General features: G+C 35.9%; 22 protein-coding genes and 1 tRNA gene. 21 read left to right on the forward strand and 2 right to left on the reverse strand.

The annotated features are described in order from the left end of the window. Nucleotides 1-15: 15 nt before the first annotated feature. From IGL07_RS04020 to IGL07_RS04090, 15 genes are all read left to right on the forward strand, one after another. The gene (locus IGL07_RS04020) at nucleotides 16-621 is read left to right on the forward strand and encodes a phage major tail protein, TP901-1 family (RefSeq protein ID WP_002363374.1); all 606 of its coding nucleotides are present in this window, start codon (nucleotides 16-18) and stop codon (nucleotides 619-621) included. Between the two features lie 2 nt (nucleotides 622-623). Continuing rightward, nucleotides 624-932 carry a hypothetical protein gene (locus IGL07_RS04025; RefSeq protein WP_002381737.1) on the forward strand — a complete coding sequence of 103 codons (309 nt, stop codon included), beginning with the start codon at nucleotides 624-626 and terminating at the stop codon, nucleotides 930-932. Between the two features lie 62 nt (nucleotides 933-994). Next, nucleotides 995-1,393, forward strand: coding sequence for a tail assembly chaperone (locus tag IGL07_RS04030; RefSeq protein ID WP_002363376.1), 399 nt, complete (start codon nucleotides 995-997; stop codon nucleotides 1,391-1,393). A gap of 68 nt (nucleotides 1,394-1,461) precedes the next feature. Further along, nucleotides 1,462-1,767: a hypothetical protein gene (locus IGL07_RS04035; protein ID WP_002363378.1), complete on the forward strand. Its 306-nt coding sequence runs from the start codon at nucleotides 1,462-1,464 to the stop codon at nucleotides 1,765-1,767. After that, nucleotides 1,754-6,208 carry a phage tail tape measure protein gene (locus tag IGL07_RS04040; RefSeq protein WP_101710971.1) on the forward strand — a complete coding sequence of 1,485 codons (4,455 nt, stop codon included), beginning with the start codon at nucleotides 1,754-1,756 and terminating at the stop codon, nucleotides 6,206-6,208. Before IGL07_RS04035 ends, IGL07_RS04040 begins: the two co-directional genes overlap by 14 nt. Beyond that, nucleotides 6,205-6,927, forward strand: coding sequence for a hypothetical protein (locus IGL07_RS04045; RefSeq protein WP_002363380.1), 723 nt, complete (start codon nucleotides 6,205-6,207; stop codon nucleotides 6,925-6,927). Before IGL07_RS04040 ends, IGL07_RS04045 begins: the two co-directional genes overlap by 4 nt. Beyond that, complete coding sequence (locus IGL07_RS04050; RefSeq protein WP_002363382.1) at nucleotides 6,927-8,372, forward strand: phage tail spike protein; 1,446 nt, start codon at nucleotides 6,927-6,929, stop codon at nucleotides 8,370-8,372. The genes IGL07_RS04045 and IGL07_RS04050 overlap by 1 nt, the downstream gene beginning before the upstream one ends. Before the next feature lie 5 nt (nucleotides 8,373-8,377). Then, nucleotides 8,378-9,118, forward strand: a complete 741-nt coding sequence (locus IGL07_RS04055; protein ID WP_002363383.1) for a hypothetical protein — start codon at nucleotides 8,378-8,380, stop codon at nucleotides 9,116-9,118. Between the two features lie 16 nt (nucleotides 9,119-9,134). Further along, on the forward strand, nucleotides 9,135-9,587 hold the full coding sequence (locus IGL07_RS04060; RefSeq protein ID WP_002363384.1) for a hypothetical protein: 453 nt from the start codon (nucleotides 9,135-9,137) through the stop codon (nucleotides 9,585-9,587). 18 nt (nucleotides 9,588-9,605) lie between these two features. Further along, a complete protein-coding gene (locus IGL07_RS04065; protein ID WP_002363385.1) occupies nucleotides 9,606-10,001 on the forward strand; it encodes a hypothetical protein in 396 nt (131 codons plus the stop codon). Between the two features lies 1 nt (nucleotide 10,002). After that, entirely contained in the window at nucleotides 10,003-10,140 is a 138-nt protein-coding gene (locus IGL07_RS04070) for an XkdX family protein (RefSeq protein WP_002363386.1), read from the forward strand. 29 nt (nucleotides 10,141-10,169) lie between these two features. Beyond that, nucleotides 10,170-10,574, forward strand: a complete 405-nt coding sequence (locus IGL07_RS04075) for a phage holin family protein (protein WP_010710709.1) — start codon at nucleotides 10,170-10,172, stop codon at nucleotides 10,572-10,574. Further along, nucleotides 10,558-11,391 (forward strand): peptidoglycan recognition protein family protein, encoded by an 834-nt coding sequence (locus IGL07_RS04080; RefSeq protein ID WP_016617618.1) that lies wholly within the window; start codon nucleotides 10,558-10,560, stop codon nucleotides 11,389-11,391. Before IGL07_RS04075 ends, IGL07_RS04080 begins: the two co-directional genes overlap by 17 nt. A 430-nt stretch (nucleotides 11,392-11,821) precedes the next feature. Then, nucleotides 11,822-11,895: transfer RNA gene (locus tag IGL07_RS04085), tRNA-Ile, on the forward strand. A 74-nt stretch (nucleotides 11,896-11,969) separates the two neighbouring features. Next, nucleotides 11,970-12,221, forward strand: coding sequence for a hypothetical protein (locus tag IGL07_RS04090; protein ID WP_002403783.1), 252 nt, complete (start codon nucleotides 11,970-11,972; stop codon nucleotides 12,219-12,221). 20 nt (nucleotides 12,222-12,241) lie between these two features. Here the strand turns inward: IGL07_RS04090 and IGL07_RS04095 are convergent, their stop codons facing one another. Further along, nucleotides 12,242-12,493, reverse strand: a complete 252-nt coding sequence (locus IGL07_RS04095; RefSeq protein WP_002363390.1) for a hypothetical protein — start codon at nucleotides 12,491-12,493, stop codon at nucleotides 12,242-12,244. 421 nt (nucleotides 12,494-12,914) lie between these two features. Between IGL07_RS04095 and psiE the strand changes: the two genes are divergently transcribed. Beyond that, nucleotides 12,915-13,367, forward strand: a complete 453-nt coding sequence (psiE, locus tag IGL07_RS04100; protein ID WP_002355869.1) for a phosphate-starvation-inducible protein PsiE — start codon at nucleotides 12,915-12,917, stop codon at nucleotides 13,365-13,367. Between the two features lie 70 nt (nucleotides 13,368-13,437). Here psiE and IGL07_RS04105 read toward each other — a convergent pair whose 3' ends face one another. Then, nucleotides 13,438-14,253 (reverse strand): metallophosphoesterase, encoded by an 816-nt coding sequence (locus IGL07_RS04105; RefSeq protein WP_010817126.1) that lies wholly within the window; start codon nucleotides 14,251-14,253, stop codon nucleotides 13,438-13,440. Nucleotides 14,254-14,424: 171 nt separating this feature from the next. Here IGL07_RS04105 and IGL07_RS04110 point away from each other — a divergent pair, with 171 nt between their 5' ends. From IGL07_RS04110 to IGL07_RS04130, 5 genes are all read left to right on the forward strand, one after another. Continuing rightward, complete coding sequence (locus IGL07_RS04110) at nucleotides 14,425-15,489, forward strand: M24 family metallopeptidase (protein WP_010817127.1); 1,065 nt, start codon at nucleotides 14,425-14,427, stop codon at nucleotides 15,487-15,489. Nucleotides 15,490-15,502: 13 nt separating this feature from the next. After that, nucleotides 15,503-15,823, forward strand: coding sequence for a MazG nucleotide pyrophosphohydrolase domain-containing protein (locus IGL07_RS04115; protein ID WP_002355872.1), 321 nt, complete (start codon nucleotides 15,503-15,505; stop codon nucleotides 15,821-15,823). Nucleotides 15,824-16,155: 332 nt separating this feature from the next. Continuing rightward, complete coding sequence (locus tag IGL07_RS04120; RefSeq protein WP_002355874.1) at nucleotides 16,156-16,587, forward strand: Asp23/Gls24 family envelope stress response protein; 432 nt, start codon at nucleotides 16,156-16,158, stop codon at nucleotides 16,585-16,587. Continuing rightward, the gene (nusB, locus tag IGL07_RS04125; RefSeq protein WP_002355875.1) at nucleotides 16,580-17,032 is read left to right on the forward strand and encodes a transcription antitermination factor NusB; all 453 of its coding nucleotides are present in this window, start codon (nucleotides 16,580-16,582) and stop codon (nucleotides 17,030-17,032) included. Before IGL07_RS04120 ends, nusB begins: the two co-directional genes overlap by 8 nt. A 103-nt stretch (nucleotides 17,033-17,135) precedes the next feature. After that, nucleotides 17,136-17,981 carry a bifunctional methylenetetrahydrofolate dehydrogenase/methenyltetrahydrofolate cyclohydrolase gene (locus IGL07_RS04130; protein ID WP_002355876.1) on the forward strand — a complete coding sequence of 282 codons (846 nt, stop codon included), beginning with the start codon at nucleotides 17,136-17,138 and terminating at the stop codon, nucleotides 17,979-17,981. Nucleotides 17,982-17,988: the final 7 nt, after the last annotated feature.

Genomic DNA, 17,988 nt, shown 5'->3' on the forward strand with positions numbered 1-17,988 from the left:
AGAAGGAAACTCGAAATGGAAAAAGCAATTCAAGGTAAAAAAATTAAGTTAATGTTTCGACTAACACGTGAACGTGCGACAACAGCAGCGAAGTTATTAGCTTTAGAAATTTCACACGAATATAAGTCAGAAACAAAAACAGATACGCAATCAACAAAAGATGGGAATGTTCCTACATCAGGAATGCCGTCAGCTTCCATCGAAATGGAATTTTTACGGACAGGCACAGAAACTTACAACATGTTGAAATATGCGTACCGTAACGGGCTAGAAATTGATGTATGGCGCATTAATTTTGATAAAAAAGACCCAAAAACAGGGAAATACGAAGCGGAATTTGGCACAGGTTTATTGGATTCATTCGGAGATTCTGCTGAATCTGATTCTAATTCAAGCATTAAGCCAACTCTAGTTTTAAATGGTGATTTAGTGGAAGGATGGGCAACAGTTGACACTGAAAACGAAGAACTTGCGCGTGCTTTCTTCTACGACACTGTAGCTGGTGCGGAACCAGAGGAGCCTGTAGAAAAATACACACCAAAAACAATTGAAGTACCTAAAGTTGAAAGTATAACGCCGACATCAGATGGCGCCGTTGTAAAAGTGAAGGAGGAAGAATAATCATGGCAATTACTTATCGTATTTACAAAGGTAGTGAAAAAGTAGTTGAAGGAGCAAGTCCATTAACTATTACAGGACTTGATGCAGGAGCAAAAGTAGCAGCAGGAACGTACCATATTGTACGTGTGCAAGATGAAAAAGAATCTGAAAAAGTAGCTATTCCAGCTTTTACCGTATTGGCGGGGCGCTCTTTGGAAAATAAACCAACAGAAGCAAATACTATTCCTGAAATCAAAGAATGGTTAACTGCTCACAGTATTGATTTTACAGGAAAAACAACGAAAACAGATTTATTAGCATTAGTACCATAATTAAAAATTAGGAAGTAGGCGGCAATGTGAAGGCATTGTCGCTTTTTTAGGAGGAATTTTACATGTCAACAAACGTAAAACCTGTCGCAACAATTAACGGAAAAAAATATCCTTTGGTTTTCGGTTTTAAATTTTTAAATGAAATTAACGCATTAAAACCTGACGTTGAAGAAGTGGAAGGCTTCGTTCAATTGGTTGGCGGATTACAAGATGGCGACGCTTTTGCCTTTCAAAAATTAATGCATGCAGCGTTAATTACTTATGATGACTTAACAACGAAAGAAATTGACGACTACTTAGAAACGTCAGATGAGGCTTTAACGTTGTTTGAAAATTTTATCTCTTTCTTGGAGCAAGCACCGCTAACGGCTCTTCGGACGAAAAAAGCACTAGAAGCAATCAAAAAAATCATGGCTTACATGGAACAGATACAAGCCAATCAACAAGAAACGACAGCCTAGATTATGACGAAATAGTTGTCACTTGTTTTCAACATTTCCCCAATATCACTTTAAAAGAAATTGAGCGTATGACTCCTTATGAATTTAATTTACGGATAAAAGCTGTAAATTTACGTGCAATTAACGAAGAAAGGAAACTATACGTTAACGCGTTAGCTACACGTATTTTTACAACACCAGATGAAAAAGGGCAACGCTATATTTTTAACGAAGTGAAAGATGTCTATGACTTTGAAAAGCTTGAACGTGATGTGCGAGGGGAAATCTCGCAACGAGAAGTGGAAAAGCTAAGTGAGCTAGAAGAAAACGCTCGTCGATTAGAACAAGCAAGAAAAATTGTTGAGGAAAGGAGGAAAAAACGTGACACAAAGTAAAACGGTAACAGCCATACTTACAGCACGTGATAACAATTTTACCAGTGCGATGAACGGTGCTGTATCTTCGCTAAAAAAACTTAGCTCAAACGCTTCTGATATTCCTAGTAATTTGAATACAGTGAATGGTGCGATGAAAAGTTTTGGTGATAAAACCGCAAGTATCGGTCAAAGCATTGAAAAAGTCGGCGATTCTATGACTAAAGGTATCACACTTCCAATTGCGGGCGCCGTTGGCGCAGTAACAACCGCAGCGGTAAAATGGGAAAGCGCCTTTACTGGAGTTAAAAAGACCAACGATGAGATGGTCGATTCTAACGGTAAAGTCATTTATTCTTATGATGATTTAGAAAAAGGCCTTAGAGATTTAGCAAAAGAATTGCCCGCAAGTCACACAGAAATTGCAAACGTTGCGGAAGCGGCGGGGCAATTAGGTATCCAAACTGATAAAGTTGTAGGATTTACCAAAACTATGATCGATATGGGCGAATCAACAAACATGTCAGCCGATTCAGCAGCTACTTCCTTAGCTCGTTTTGCTAACATTACAGGGATGTCACAAGATAAATTTAGCAACCTTGGTTCAGCGATTGTTGACTTAGGGAATAATTTAGCGACTACCGAATCAGAGATTACAGAGATGGGCTTACGTTTAGCTGGTGCAGGAAAACAAATTGGTATGACTGAAGGAGATATTGTAGGTTTTGCAGCGGCGTTATCATCTGTTGGTATAGAGGCCGAAGCGGGTGGTTCAGCGTTCTCTCGGTTAATGGTTCAAATGCAATTAGCAACAGAAACAGGTGTTGAAGCTTTTGCGCCGCTGAAACAAGCAGTAGCGGAGCAAGGCGTGTCTTGGGAATCTTTTGTGCATGCTGTAAACTGGGGTGGAAAAGAACTGACGGCAGTTTCTAAGCAAATGGGAATGCCTACCTCAGAATTAAAAAAAATGTATAAAGAAGCCAGTAAAGCTTCAGGTAGTCTGGAAGATTTCGCGAATGTAACAGGTCGAACTGGAGAAGAGTTTGCACAATTATTCAAAAGCAATCCATCTCAAGCATTAATTGAATTTATCCAGGGCTTAAAAGACTCAGAAAAACACGGAATATCAGCTATTAAAGTGCTAGATGATATGGGAATTACAGAAGTTAGATTACGTGATAGTTTATTACGTGCGGCTAATGCAAGTGATGTCTTTGAAGGTGCTGTAAAACGAGGTAATTCAGCTTTTAAAGAAAATACAGCTCTAGCAAATGAAGCTGGTAAGCGTTACGAGACAACTGAAGCAAAACTTGGAATGTTAAAAAATGAATTTGTAAATATGGGAATAGATTTAGGTGGTCCTTTTGTAGATGCATTAAGAAGTGCACTACAGGCTTCTAAACCTTTAGTTGAAACTTTAGGAAAGATGGCAAAAGCTTTTTCAGAGGCCAATCCTAAAACTCAAGAATATATAATGAAAATGATTGCGTTAGCAGCTTCAGTTGGTCCCGTGTTAAAAGTCTTTGGAAAAATGACAAGCATTTTTGGAAAAACAATTTCAACAATGTTTGAAACCGCGGGAAATATCGATAGCAAGTGGAAGAAATTTATCAATAATCCTATTATTAGGGGTTCTAATAGCGCATTACAAGCTGTAAAAGGGTTTGTTTCTAAATATAAAGCAAATCTGGTTGGGCTTGAAAATGCGGGAGTTAATGTAAATGTACTAACAAGATTTACCACGTTAGGAGAGACTATTTCAGGTCTTTTTCCTACGTTAGATACATTTAGAGCAAATCTACGAGCAAGCCAAAGACAGCTAAATATGCTAGGAGAAGGGAATAAAGTTACTAACTTTTTTCGTTCTTTTTCTGCTTCTTTACAATTATCTAACAGTAAGTTAGCGAAATTTGCCTCTGTTGTTATTAATCCTGTAGGGTCGCTAAGAAACCTATCCTCTGCAGCTGGCAAATCGGGAACGGTTTTATCAGGGCTTGGCGTAGCTGCCTCAAAAGCAGGTGGAGGTTTTAGAACATTTGCGGTAACGGGTATACGATCTATAGCTAGTTTAACAGGAGCTATGTTGAGCAATCCCATAACAGCAATTTTAGTAGCAATAACCGCTACGATAGTTGGTGTAGTGCAAGCTTGGAAATCCAATTTTATGAACATTCAAGGCTACGTGAAAACTGCTTTTAGCGGAATAGTAAAATCGTTTAAAAGTGTACTTCCTAGCTCCTCGAGTGTTACTAAAACAATAAAAGGATTAGGAAATACCTTTAAATGGTTAGGTACTGGAGCAATTGTTGGTGTCACTTTTGCAATAGCAGGTTTTGTAGATGGATTACGTGCTATCGTTACTGTAGGAAAAACGGTAGTAAATGCAATAATGGCAATTTCAAACGGTGTAAAAGGACTTTGGAAACGATTAAAAGGCGATTCTAAAGGTGCTGATAAAGCATTTAAAGATATGAAGAAAAGCTTATCTGATATAGAAAAAGATTGGGATACAATGTTTTCTGATTCTGCCTTAAAAAAGGCTGCTAAAAGCACCGAAGAATTAGGTGAAAAGTCCAAAGACACTACGAAAGCAATTTCGTTAAATATGGAAGAAGCCTCTTCAAGTGTTGAAAATTATTCTTCAAAACTTGATGAAGCTAAACAGGCAATGACTGAACTTTTCTCACAGCAAAATGGTAGTACTGCTGGCGTAGAAACTTATTTCAAGAATACACTTGATTTAGTTACGAATTTAAAGGAACAACAGAAAAAGGCTGTTGAAACCTATAACAAGCAAATTGAAGGGGCAGAAGGAAAATCAGAAGCAGAGAAGCAAAAGATTTTTGCCAATGCTTCAAGCCAGTATATGAAAGCTGTTCAAACGAATAATAGTGATTTATTGAAGGTATATACTGATTATTCTAACCAATTGAAGAATAATAAAACAGTAGAGGGTCAAGAATTGACAGAACAGCAAAGAGCTACTTTGCAAAATCAAACGAATATTATTCGGGATCAATTATTACAACAGAACCAACAATTTGTTGAGGCTGGTATGAATAAGTTGGCTAATAAACAAGCATTAAGCGAGCAAGAAAAAGAACAAACTTTGACAAGCTTGCGAACGCTTGGGGAAATTCAAGCGCAACAAGTGCAAGAAAATAACGCCCAAATTCAGCAACTAGAAACACAAAAGAACCAAGCAAAAACGGAATCTGAAAAAGCAGCTTTCCAAAATCAAATTACACAATTACAAACGCAAAATGCTCAAATACGACAAAGTGAATTAGAGCAAGGAGCTCAACTTCTAGCGATTATTTCACAAAATGGTGCAAATAAAATTGCAGTGACAGCTGATAATTTAGCACAACTTAAAGGCGTTACAGACCAACAGCTTTTAGGCATTTATCAATCTTATGTAAATAATGGTGCTAGCATTGACCAACAAATGGCTTTATTGGCAGGAATGCTACGTCAACGAGGGATTGATGGCTCTAACGGACTAGTTCAGGGATTACAAAGTAATGATCCAACGAAGTGGGCGAATATGTCAAGAGCTGACATTGTGAATACTTTACAAGCGTTGCCTCCTGACTTATTTAGAAATGGTCAAGACGGAAAAAACCAGTTAATTGATGGATTAAACTCTGGGAAAACACAACTTAATAATGTTGGTAAAGAATTGATGTCTTCGATGAATAGTGGTCAATCTTCGCAAAAATCTAATTCTAAGAAAGCTGCCGCTGATAATAGTAGTGCAGCTGCTTCTGGAACAAGAAGTAAAAGTAATGAACATAAAAATGCTGGTAAAAGCAATGCTCAACAGACAAATGCTGGAATAAATTCTGAAAAAGGAAATGCTAAGAATTCTGGAAGTCAGCTAGGTGCGGCAACGATTCAAGGATATTTAACTCAGTTACCCCCTGCAAATAATGCTGGAAGGTCTTTAGGAAATGCGGTAAGTCAGGGTGCAGGTTCTGTAGATATGAGCCCTGTAGGTTCAAATATGGCTAGAGGTGTTGCTTCTGGTATTCGTGCAAGTCAGGGCGAAGCAGTGGCTGCTATGCAAAATTTAGTAGCCGCCGTTAATGCAGAAGCACAGAAAAAAGCAAAAATTAAATCACCATCACGCCTATTGAAATATGATGTTGGTGTTTTCCTTGCACAAGGTGTAGCTGCAGGTATTCGAGAAGATACGTCGGTTGCCGTACAAAGTGCAAAAGATATGATTTCAAGTATCCATCAATCCATTACGGGTAGCCGTTTGATGAAACGTTCAAATGCAATTGAGGTAAAACATTCTATAGATAATACACCAATGGGAAAAATGGTAGAAATCTTAGAAGAAATACGACATTTAACTGTTGTTATGGATACTGGTCAAGTAGTAGGAGCGCTAGGTAGCCCAATGAATCTTAATTTAGCAGAACAACAAAAGCAAGATGGGAGGTATCGTAGTTGATTGAAATTGTAGAATATATGGCCAAAGGTCGTTTTAATAGCAAAGAACATGGTTTCTACATTATTGAACACGATGCTCCTTCAGCGGAAGAAGTGGAAATTATTGAACAGATCCCTTTCATGCAAGGTCAGTATGATTTTTCCATGCTTACAGGAGAACGAATTTTTAGTAATCGCATTGTCACTGTTACTTTTTGGCGACCTAATACGCCATACGAAGAACGAAAGGCATTAGAGGCGAAAGTAAAAGAAGAGTTGATGATGGATGGAATTGATTACATTGATGATTCTTGGTTACGTTCAGGGCTTCGCTGGTATGGAAAATGCAAAAGTGTGAAAGCAGAAGATGACTCGTCAAGTAATTCATTAACGTTAACCGTAGAATTTGACGTGTATCCTTTTGCTTTAAGGGAAAATATTTCTTATTCCGATGTCTTTGACGAGGACTATTTCACAGACGATAGCGCCGACAATTGGACAGGCTACTATATTCACGGAAAAAGAGAAATTTTTCTTATCAATATGGGAGCGAATGCTTCTAGTCCAACAATAAAGGCAACGTCTACAATGCAATTAACTACTGATGACGGAACAACAATAAAAGTTCCGAAAGGCGAATCGCAAGATTATTTCTTTAAATTAAAAAGAGGGACCAACCACTTAACTATTTATGGCGAAGGTCATATCTCTTTCTTTATGTCTAGTGAGGTGATGGTCTAATGTATCGAGTATTATTGTTTGATAATCCGAACAGAAAGAATCCAAAGATTGTTCATGAGCCATATAGCTATGGTGAGAAAATCAAAGATAGTGAAGTATATTTATCGCTTAACGGATTAGGAATTTCTACTTTTGAATTTACCTTTAATATTAACAATAAATACTATCAAAAGATTGAGCCGATTATTCACTTTATCCAGATTCTGGATGTTACAAGAAATAAAGAAATTTTTTATGGTAGAGTTGCTAAAATCACGAATAAAATGGAAGCATCAGGAAGCTTTTCTCAAACTCTTTTAGCGGAGGATGAGAAAGCTTTTTTATATGATTCTGTTCAAACCTATATGAAACCAACACGGATGACTGTATCTGCTTATTTACAAAAAATACTCGATGCACACAATAAACAAGTTGAAGCGCATAAGCAGTTTCGGCTTGGTGAAGTGAATGTTGTAGATAATGGGGACTTGCTAAGAGGATTAGGCTATCAAAGTACAGCTGATACCATTAAAGAAAAATTGTTGGATAGGCTGGGCGGTACGTTAACACTTCGACGCGTTGGAAATATAAATTATTTAGATTATCTATCTAATTATGGTGTGAACAGTGAAACTCCTTTACAGTTAACCAAAAATCTAAAAAGTGCTACTCGAGATATTGATATTTCTGAATTGTTTACAAGGATTGTGCCCGTCGGTCAAGATATTGAAGATACGTCAAATACTGATATTGAAGTGGGAACAGATTTTTCACGACCTAAATACACCATCGAAAAAGTAAATGGCGGTAAGAATTACCTTGATGATGAAGCGTTAATCAAAAAATTTGGATTAAACACGGGCATTGTAGAATTTTCAAATGTCAAAGACCCATCAATTTTAAAACGTCGAGGGTTGCAATGGCTAAAAGACCAAAGCTTGATGCTGGTAACTTGGACAGTTGAAGCCATTGAGTTAGGGCTATTGGATAAAAGGTATGAATTAATCACTTTAGGAAACAGTTATAAAGTAGATAATCAATTTATTTATGCTGTAGAACGATTACAAGTGATTGAGAAAAAATTTAGTATTTTAGAACCGCAAAAGGTTACTTTGACTATTGGTTCGAAAAAGAAAAAACTGACCGATTATCAAAACGAAATAAAAGCTATTCAATCCAATTTAGTAAACGTAAAAAAATTTGCGACGGCAGGAGTTCAAAACATATCAGAGTTGATAAAAAGACAGGAAGAATTTGACAATGATTTATCTGTTCAAAGTAGTAAAGTTAGTTCTTTGGAAGACTTAACCAGTGAATTATCAACAACCGTGACAGAATCGGCGGAAGCCTTTAAACAATTAGCAAGTGATTTAACAAATACAGTCGAATCTGTAGGTACTGCTCAAACTGAGATGAAAAAGGCGTTAGACGATTTAATTAAGCGCGTAGAGAAATTAGAAAAATAAGAGAGGTGAGACGGTTGGCACAAGAATTTAAGGATACTCGACCAACAAATGAACCAAATACAACAGTTGATTATCAAGACCCGACCGATGTCGATGAGGTGCAAGATGAAATAAAAAACGGTGTGATTGATCCTATTTCTCAAACGTTCGCTTTGTGGATTCGAACAAAGATGTATCGACGACATGTTCGAGAATCTTTAGCTCGTATGATGGAGTATACCAGTGTTTTATTTAATAAAATAAAGGCTATTTCTGAAAATACAGAAAAACGCCAATCTAAAGTAGAACAACGTCAAACCAATTTAGAGGAACGTTTTAAAGATGTAATCGCAAATGCTACAACAGATAGCGAAGTTATCGATGCTCGAAGTAGTGAACGTTTGGGGAATTTTAAAACGTTGGATGAACGGCTAGAATATTTTGAAAATATTATTGCTTCTGTAATTCCAGTTGGTTTTGATGTAACTATTGTTCACAATTTAGGAGCTCAACCAGTCGTTAATGTTCGTACTTGGACACATGGTATAGGTGTACTGCCTTTAGGTACAGAACCAACAGGGTTATTTGGCGGTAGTGCTTCTCAATCAATTCAAAGCACTGTAAGACATGTTAATTCTTCAGAGTGCATTGTATCTATTCCTTTGGATTATACAACGGAATTTTTACCAGTAAAAATTAATGAATATAAATATTTACTTATAGATGAAAAAAATAGTCGATCCATAGTGTTTGATTTAATTATATAGAAAGGATGTTGAGAATATGGAATTAACCAGAATTTATCGAGGGATGGAGAACGGAGCAGAAGCTATTGAAGAAAATTTTGATAGTCTTGAAAAGTTACTAAATAAGTTATCTGAAACAAATATTTTAAATGTAGGTAAAAAAGTTTGGTCAGGAGCATGGTATATGGGGGAAAATCAATCAATTAATCCGAGTTTACCATTGGATCAATGTCTTTCTGGCTGGTTATTTTTATATCAACCATATAACACAAGTACAAGCCTAGGAGACAATTGGGATTTGAACTATGTATTTGTTCCAAAAACGCATATAGTGGAATTTGGAGGTCGTGCGGTTGTTCATCATTTAGAAACATTGAATGGAGCAAAATACAACAAATATATTTATATAAGCAATACGCAAATTTTAGGCCATAAAAATAATAATACTGCTTCAAAAACTTTTGTATTGACACGGGTGTATGCAATTTAAGAAAGGAGAAAGTTAGCTATGAAAATTTGGATTGAAAATAGAATTGGCTATTTAGAAGGTTATTCTACAATGGAACAACCAGATAATGTTGAGCTTGAAGTGAAAAAAGAACCGTTTGATTTTATGAATTGGCGTTATGATGGCGCACAATTGATTCATGATCCAGAAAATGCACCACAACCAGAGCCAACACCACCAACCGACATTGAGGTATTACAAGCCGAAAATGCGGAATTAAAACAATTGAATTCAAAACTCATGGTTAATGACGTGAATTTAAAAAAAGAGCTTTCAGAAGTAACGAAAAAAGCAGATAATTTTGCGCAAATTAGTGCAAAATCAATGCTTGCGATTAATCAATTAACCAATCAGGTAAAAGAAATTAACGAAAAATTAGCAGAAGGAGTGGAATAAAATGTTTACATTTGATGACATTAAAATGATGTATGACTGGGGCTGTTTTACAGATGAACAAGTTGCAGAATTTGTACCACTTTGTATAACAGAAGATGAATTTACAAAAATGACAGGAAAACCGTTTAGCAAAGGCTAAGCGGTTTTTATTATTGGAAGGTGGAAGACATGGTGATTATTGATAATCAAGCGTTAATAGCAGAATTTAAAAATTTAATTTCAAACGGCTTTATCCAAGTGTTTGTTTGGATTGTGTTAGGAGATATTGCAACAGGTATTTGTAAGGGAATCTACAGGGAAGAAGGAAATAGTACAAAGGGATTACCTGGATTAATTAAACATTTACTTGTTGTATGTTTAGTTATAGTGACCTATCCATATTTAAAAATAATGGGATTCTCATCTATTGCTGATGGTTTTGTTTTATTTTACATTGCTGTTTATGGTCTTTCGATTACAGAAAACTTAGGGCAGCTAGGTGTTCCGTTACCTTCTTGGGTTAAAAATCATCTAAGCAAATTAAAAGATGAAAATGATAAAGGAGGTGAACCGAAAGATGGTACAGGTAATTAATCAATCTGTTTGTGGAGGAATTGCTGGTAGACGCCCCAACGCAACACCAAAAGGCGTTGTCATTCATAACGATGCAGGAAGTATTTATGCGACTGCTGCGCAATATGTTAATGCTTTAGCTGTAATGTCTCCTACGCAATTAGCGAATGGTTTTGCTCATTATTATATTGATCGAAATACAATTGCACGTGTAGAAGATACATTCAACGCAGCTTGGCATACAGCAAATTCAGATGGAAATTTGAACTATGTTGGTTATGAGGTTTGTCAATCGATGGGCGCTAGCGATGCAGACTTTTTAGCGAATGAGCAAATGACATTTAAGCAAGTAGCCGAAGATATGAAGTTTTGGGGAATGCAACCTAATAGAGATACTGTAAGATTGCACAAAGAATTTGTTCCTACAGCATGTCCTCATCGTTCGTGGGAATTGCATGGAAAAGAAACAAACGCAGTAAAAGACTATTTTATTAGCCAAATAAAAAAATATATGGGAAATCAAAACGAAAACAATAGCAACTCAAGTAATAACAATCAAAATACAATAAAAGGGAGAGAAGCAACGATGTTTTGTTTATATCAACGACCAATTAATAGTAAAACAGGAAAATTAGAAGATAACGGGGATCACTGGGCTACATTCTTCTGTAATGGAGTGAATTGCCGACGTTTATATCATGGCGATGAGGCAGAAGTAATAAAAACAGTATACAGAGAGAACAACGGAAAAGAAATACCGTTCTTTGGTAAAGAGAAATGGCCTAAAAATGCTCCATGGTACAAACGTTTAGAGACTGTTTGTCCAGTTGTAAAATAGCTTGAAATTTAAAAGCATCTGATTTAAAATATAGTTACCTTTTGATATTTCCATATTTGACCTTCTTTTATGAGAATAAAAGAAGGGTGCACCTATCTTTTTCCAAGTCCTAAGATAGGTGCATTTTTTTGTTGAAATTTAAAAAAGAAAGCGGTAAAATATGTTTACCAAACTTTTTGTTTTATTACTACTTATTGCCGCCTTTCCCAAACGAGGCGGCAACTTTTTACATAAAAATTATTGAACTCAAAAAACAGATATTGTAAAATATTGATACATATTTAAACTCTTATTTTTTCACGCAGACCGCCTTTTCTCAATAAGACGGTCGTTTTTTTGTTGAAAATTGAAAATCAGTAAAGTAAAATTATTATATATCAAGCTATAACCAGTAAGAACTATTTTATCCCCAATAAGGTGGTTCTTACTTGGACCATTAGCTCAGCTGGTTAGAGCAAACGGCTCATAACCGTTCGGTCACAGGTTCGAGTCCTGTATGGTCCATATATTTTTATTTGCAAATAAAATAATAGAGGAGTAGACTTAAAGTATCAAATGTTTAAGGAGTGTTATCTATTATGTCAAACTATGAAGAAAAAGAAGCAAAAGCATTAGTAAAAATTGCAGATGTTTTGAACAAACTGGATTCAAATTTAGAAGAATTAGATTCTCTAAATGAAGATGCAAAAAAACATAGTATGAAAAAATGGCTTGTTGAGAAAAGAGCCATGCATGAAATTAAAAAGATTGCACACGAAGCTGGTAAGTATGATAAGTACGATGAAAAAGAATTACAAAAAGAAATTGAACATGTAGAACAATATATGTAAAAATAAAAACTATTCCTTTTTTAAGGAATAGTTTTTTGTATTTTCCGCACACACATTTTCACCACAACTAGTTGCCTTTTTTGATTATACCTACCATAAACAGCAAGCTCTGTGCCATCAGGTAACATGAGTAATTCATCCGCCAATTCTTTTTTAGAAATAATGCAGTTGATAGTCTCTTTTTGAGTTTGCAAAGAAAAGCGGACTAACATTTCTGGATAAGTAGTTAATACCTTAATTTTATGAATTGTTCCTACATAATTTGGTTTCATAGAAATCAACTCCTTGCTAGTAGTTAACTATATTATATTAAGATTATTTTTATTCGTCTAGGTATGAAATGACCATACTTTGACCATACTTTTTAAGAAAATATAGGAATTATCAGAATATAGCACTTAATACAAATGCCTATTTTATAAGCGTTGAATAAAGTTAGGGATTATTAGAAAAAATAAATCTTAAAGTATCAGTTTATCCAGTAGCTAACTAATATGATTAAAAAGCTGAATCTGCGGATTCAGCTTTTTTTTGTCTTGCATAAAGGGTTAGCCGGAAAATAAAGAAACATCTCAAAATAAAAAAAATCTCACATTGGGTTTAACTGCTTGTCTGACAAGGTTAATTGATGATATATTTAATGTAATAACAAGCATGTTATAAAATAATTGAGTCAAAAGAAAGAAGGGTATTATGCAGAAGAATTTTAGTGTAGTAAAGAAGTACGTGAATTTGATTTTGGATATTGTATTAGGGATTTTAGGAGTTTTCTTATTAGTATTTATGGCTAGTTATTTAGTTGACCTCGCTACATATCTCATGAAGCCAATGACGCCGGATAATTTTTCAGTTATCATGCAAGAAATTATTTCATTCTTTATGTTATTTGAGTTTATTATGATGATTCTTCGCTATATTCAAGAAGGACACCATATTCCGATTCGTTATTTGATTTTAATTTGTTTAACCGCAATTTTACGTCAATTAATGGTTGCACATGGCGATGGCTTGCAGACCTTATTGTTATCTTTATCAATTCTTTTACTAGTGGTTGTGCTATTTATTCTCGGGTTAAATGGCAGCAAATTTTATACGCTAGGAAAAGCGAAAGTAGAAGAAGATCACGAGCAAGATTTTCATCATTAATCGAACATAATCAAAGACCGTCCAACGTGAGAATTTTTCTCTAACGTGGGGCGGTCTTTTTAATGCATAGTTAAATAGTTAACTCAATCAGTTCAATTGTTGGTAAGACACCAAAGCGTGCGCTGATTTTAGTGGTTCCGATTCCTGGGTGAACAATTAGCGGCGTTTCATCTTCTAAATGATAAAGCCCATGTGTATATTTTTTGGCAAGCTGATTTTTGTAAGTGAAAAAAGGCAAGCGAATCTGTCCGCCGTGACTATGTCCTGCTAAAATGAGGTCAATGTTTTTGTTGACTGCTGAGTCTGCGACATCTGGCTCATGGGTTAGTAGCAGAGTGGGCGTTCCAGTAGGGCGGTTGACTAAAGCTGCAGCTAAGTCGGTTTGTCCATATAACGAATCTTCTAAACCAGCGACGTACAAGGAGATGCGGTGTGAGACAGGCAGTAATTTGCCCGTGTTTTTTAGTACGGTAAAGTCGGCAGCTTCTAAGATTGTTTCGTAAAAATTGGTATCTAACCCGCTATACTCGTGGTTGCCATAAATAGCGAATTTGCCATAAGGGGCGTTAATTTTACGGAAAAGTTGACTCACTTCATCCTGAATTTCGATACCGAAACGGGCATAATCATCAAATAAGTCTCCTGTAAAAACGACTATGTCTGGTGGTAATGTATTTGTTTTTTCAACAATCTGTTTTAAGGCCTTCACAGAATAATTCTTTTTTAAATGAATATCAGAGAGTTGAACAATCCGTAAGGTTTTCCCTGATTCTGTTACTTTAATTTGATTTTTGTGTATGACTAAGCATTTAGGTTCAATAAAAAAACTATAGCTTAAAATGCCGATAATAATGAAAAATAGTGCCAGAAATAAATAAACGTTCATAATTTCCTCCTTGAAGTCGCTAAATTAGTTTACTACAAAAGTGTTAAGCAAAAAATAAGGAAAGGTAAAATTTTCAGTAAACTTTCTCGATGAAGTTTTTTGGTGATTCATGCTTTTCTGAAGCAAATTTGCTATAATGAAAAATGAGAAAAAAGAAAGAAGGTCGAACCAATGATGGCAAGAGTCGAAAAGCTACGGGAGTTAATGAAAGAAAATAATTTACAAGGATTTTTAGTGACAAGTCCGTATAATTTACGTTATTTAACCAATTTTACTGGGACAACGGGCTTGGCAATGATTACATTAGATAAAGCTTTTTTTGTAACGGATTTTCGTTATACGGAACAAGCTGCGGAACAAGCAACTGGTTTTACTATCGTTAAAAACACAGGACATATTTTTGACGAAGTAGCAGATTTAGCTGAACGTTTGCAATTAGATAATTTAGCTTTTGAAGAAACGCAAGTTAGTTTCGCTGATTATAGCTTATTGGAAGAAATTTTACCATGTGAATTAGTTCCTGTAATGGGTTTGATTGAAGAATTAAGAGAAGTGAAAGATGAAGAAGAAGTAGCGATTATTGAAAAAGCGTGTGCCATCGCGGATCAAGGATTTGCCTTTGTCTTAGAGATGATTAAACCTGGAATGACAGAGATTGAAGTGGCTAATCAATTAGATTTCTTCATGCGTTCAAAAGGAGCCAGTGGTGTTTCTTTTGAGACAATTGTGGCCAGCGGTCTACGTTCGGCGATGCCACATGGCGTTGCTAGCCATAAAGTCATCGAAAAAGGTGAGTTAATCACTTTAGATTTCGGTTGTTATTATGAAGGCTATGTTTCTGATATGACACGGACATTTGCCATTGGTAGTATTCAGCCAAAACTAAAAGAAATTTATGACATTGTTTTAGAAGCACAATTAAAAGTGTTAGAAGAAGCTGAACCTGGGTTGACGGGCATTCAATTAGATGCGATTGCACGGGATCATATTGCTTCCTATGGCTATGGCGATGCGTTTGGCCACAGTACTGGTCATGGCATTGGATTAGAAATTCATGAAGGACCAAATGTTTCATTCCGAGCAGATAAACAGTTTGTACCAGGGAATGTGATTACGGACGAACCTGGAATTTATTTGCCAGGAATTGGTGGCGTGCGTATTGAGGACGATTTATTAATTACTGCTGAAGGTAATCGTGTATTAACACATGCGCCAAAAGAATTAATCATTTTATAAAGGTTGGGAGAACATGGATATCCAAGAGTATCAGCGGTTTATTAGCGCGTTTTATAAAAAACGTAACTGGTATCAATATGATCCGTTTATTCGTTCCAACTTTTTAACAGAAGAAGTCGGCGAAGTTTGTCGGGCCATTCGGACAATTGAAATTGGCCGTGATCGACCGGATGAAACAGTTTTGGCGGATGAAGAGAATCTGGAAAATTTAACGGAAGAGTTAGGCGATGTGTTGGATAATTTATTTATTTTAGCCGATAAATATGACATCTCTTTAGAAATGATTATGCAAAAGCATCGGACGAAACTAATGGAACGTTATCCTGAAGAATAAAGACGTAAAAATAAGAAAGCCAAAATTACTTGGTCTTTCTTATTTTTACGTCTAAAGGCTTGAATTAGAAATTTATGACAAGAAATTATCTGTTCTTTTAGTCAGAACTTAGCTTTTCTGGTAGCGAAATAGGCTAATTAATGATAAACTAAGAACGAGTATTGATAAGCAAAATTTGGACGTTCTTTCACAACTAACTGAAGAAACCAGTGTTGTTTTAATTTTTAAGAATCATCCGTTGCTTAAAAGAGAATCCTTAAGAGACTTAGTGATTCATCAAATAAATCGTTTATTGAACGATTTTGTGCGTAATAGATAAGGAGGACAACCAAATGTCAGAAGAAAAAAATCTTGTAATCAATGCAAACGATTCTTTAGGAGAAATCGTGATCGCTCCTGAAGTCATTGAAGTAATTATCGGAATCGCTGCTTCAAAAGTAGAGGGCGTTTATGGGATGCGTGGCACGTTCGCCAATAATGTGAATGAATTATTAGGCCGTGCAGCACACGGCAAGGGTGTATATTTACGAACAGAAGAAGAAGGCTTAAAAGTCGATATCTATTGTTACTTGAACTACGGTGTTTCTGTGCCAAAAGTTGCGTTAGAAATGCAAGACCGTGTGAAACAACAAGTCTTATTTATGACAGATATTGATTTAGTTGAAGTGAATATTCATGTTGTAGCGGTAGTACCTGAAAAAATCCCTCAACCAGACTTAAATGAATTATTCCCAGAAGATGAAGATGGAGAAGAGAATGAGTAAAACAGAATTAACCCGTCACGAGATTCGTGAAAAAGCGCTCCAAGCCCTTTTTCCTTTAGATTTTAATGCTGATTTAACCAAACAAGATGCCATTGATTATGCATTGGCTTATGATAATCGGGAAATCGTTAGTGAAGATGGCGAAGACCTAGTCCCTACGTATTTAGATTTACTTGTCGGCGGTGTGTGTAGCCGCAAAGCAGAACTAGACGAAGTGATTACGAACCATTTAGGTAATAACTGGTCTATGCAACGCTTAGCCAAAATAGATATTGTTATTTTACGCTTAGCTATTTTTGAAATGCTATACGTTTCAGATGTGCCAAACATTGTGGCATTAAATGAAGCCGTTGAGTTAAGTAAAAAATACAGCGACGACCGTTCACGTAAATTTGTTAATGGTGTGTTATCAAATGTAATGAAAGAAATTGATTCAGAGGCGTAAGCTCTGAATCTTTTTTTACTATCTAACTGGTGTTAAGATACTGGGTTATATGCTAAAATAAATACTATTAAAGAAGTAAAGAAACAATAGAGGGAGCGAAGGAATGAGTACAGTAATTAACGGTCGTGAATTAGCAGATCAAATGCAAGCAGAGATTCAAAAAGATGTAGAAAAGATGACACAACAAGGCATCCAACCAGGATTAGTTGTTTTATTAGTTGGGGAAAATCCTGCCAGCCAAACGTATGTGAGAAATAAAGAACGTGCAGCAGCCAAAATTGGCATTCTGTCAAAGGTCGAAAAACTGCCAGAAACTATTTCAGAAGAAGAATTATTGGCTGAGATTGATAAATATAATCAAGATTCACGCTTTCATGGCATTCTTGTACAACTACCTTTGCCAAAACATATTGATGAAGAAAAGATTTTATTAGCGATTGATCCCAAAAAAGATGTAGATGGGTTCCATCCAATGAATTTAGGCCGTTTGTTTGTCGGCAAACCTGAAATGATTCCTTGCACGCCGTATGGAATTATGAAGATGTTTGAAGCCTATGATATTGATTTAACAGGTAAACGTGCGGTGGTTATTGGTCGAAGCAATATTGTTGGCAAGCCAATGGCACAATTATTGTTAATGAAAAATGCGACCGTGACGATTGCCCATTCTAAAACTGAACATTTAGCAGAAGTTGCAAAAGAAGCGGATATTTTAGTTGTAGCAATTGGACGCGGGCATTTTGTCACCAAAGAGTTCGTGAAACCAGGTGCGGTAGTGATTGATGTGGGTATGAATCGCAATCAAGAAGGAAAATTGATTGGTGATGTAGCATTCGATGAAGTTTCTGAAATTGCAAGCTATATCACACCAGTTCCCAAAGGTGTTGGCCCAATGACGATTACCATGTTAATGTATCAAACAGTCGAGGCAGCAAAAAAACAAAAGTAAGGTGAAA

The organism is Enterococcus sp. DIV1368f (assembly GCF_051712245.1).
Lineage (GTDB): Bacteria > Bacillota > Bacilli > Lactobacillales > Enterococcaceae > Enterococcus > Enterococcus faecalis.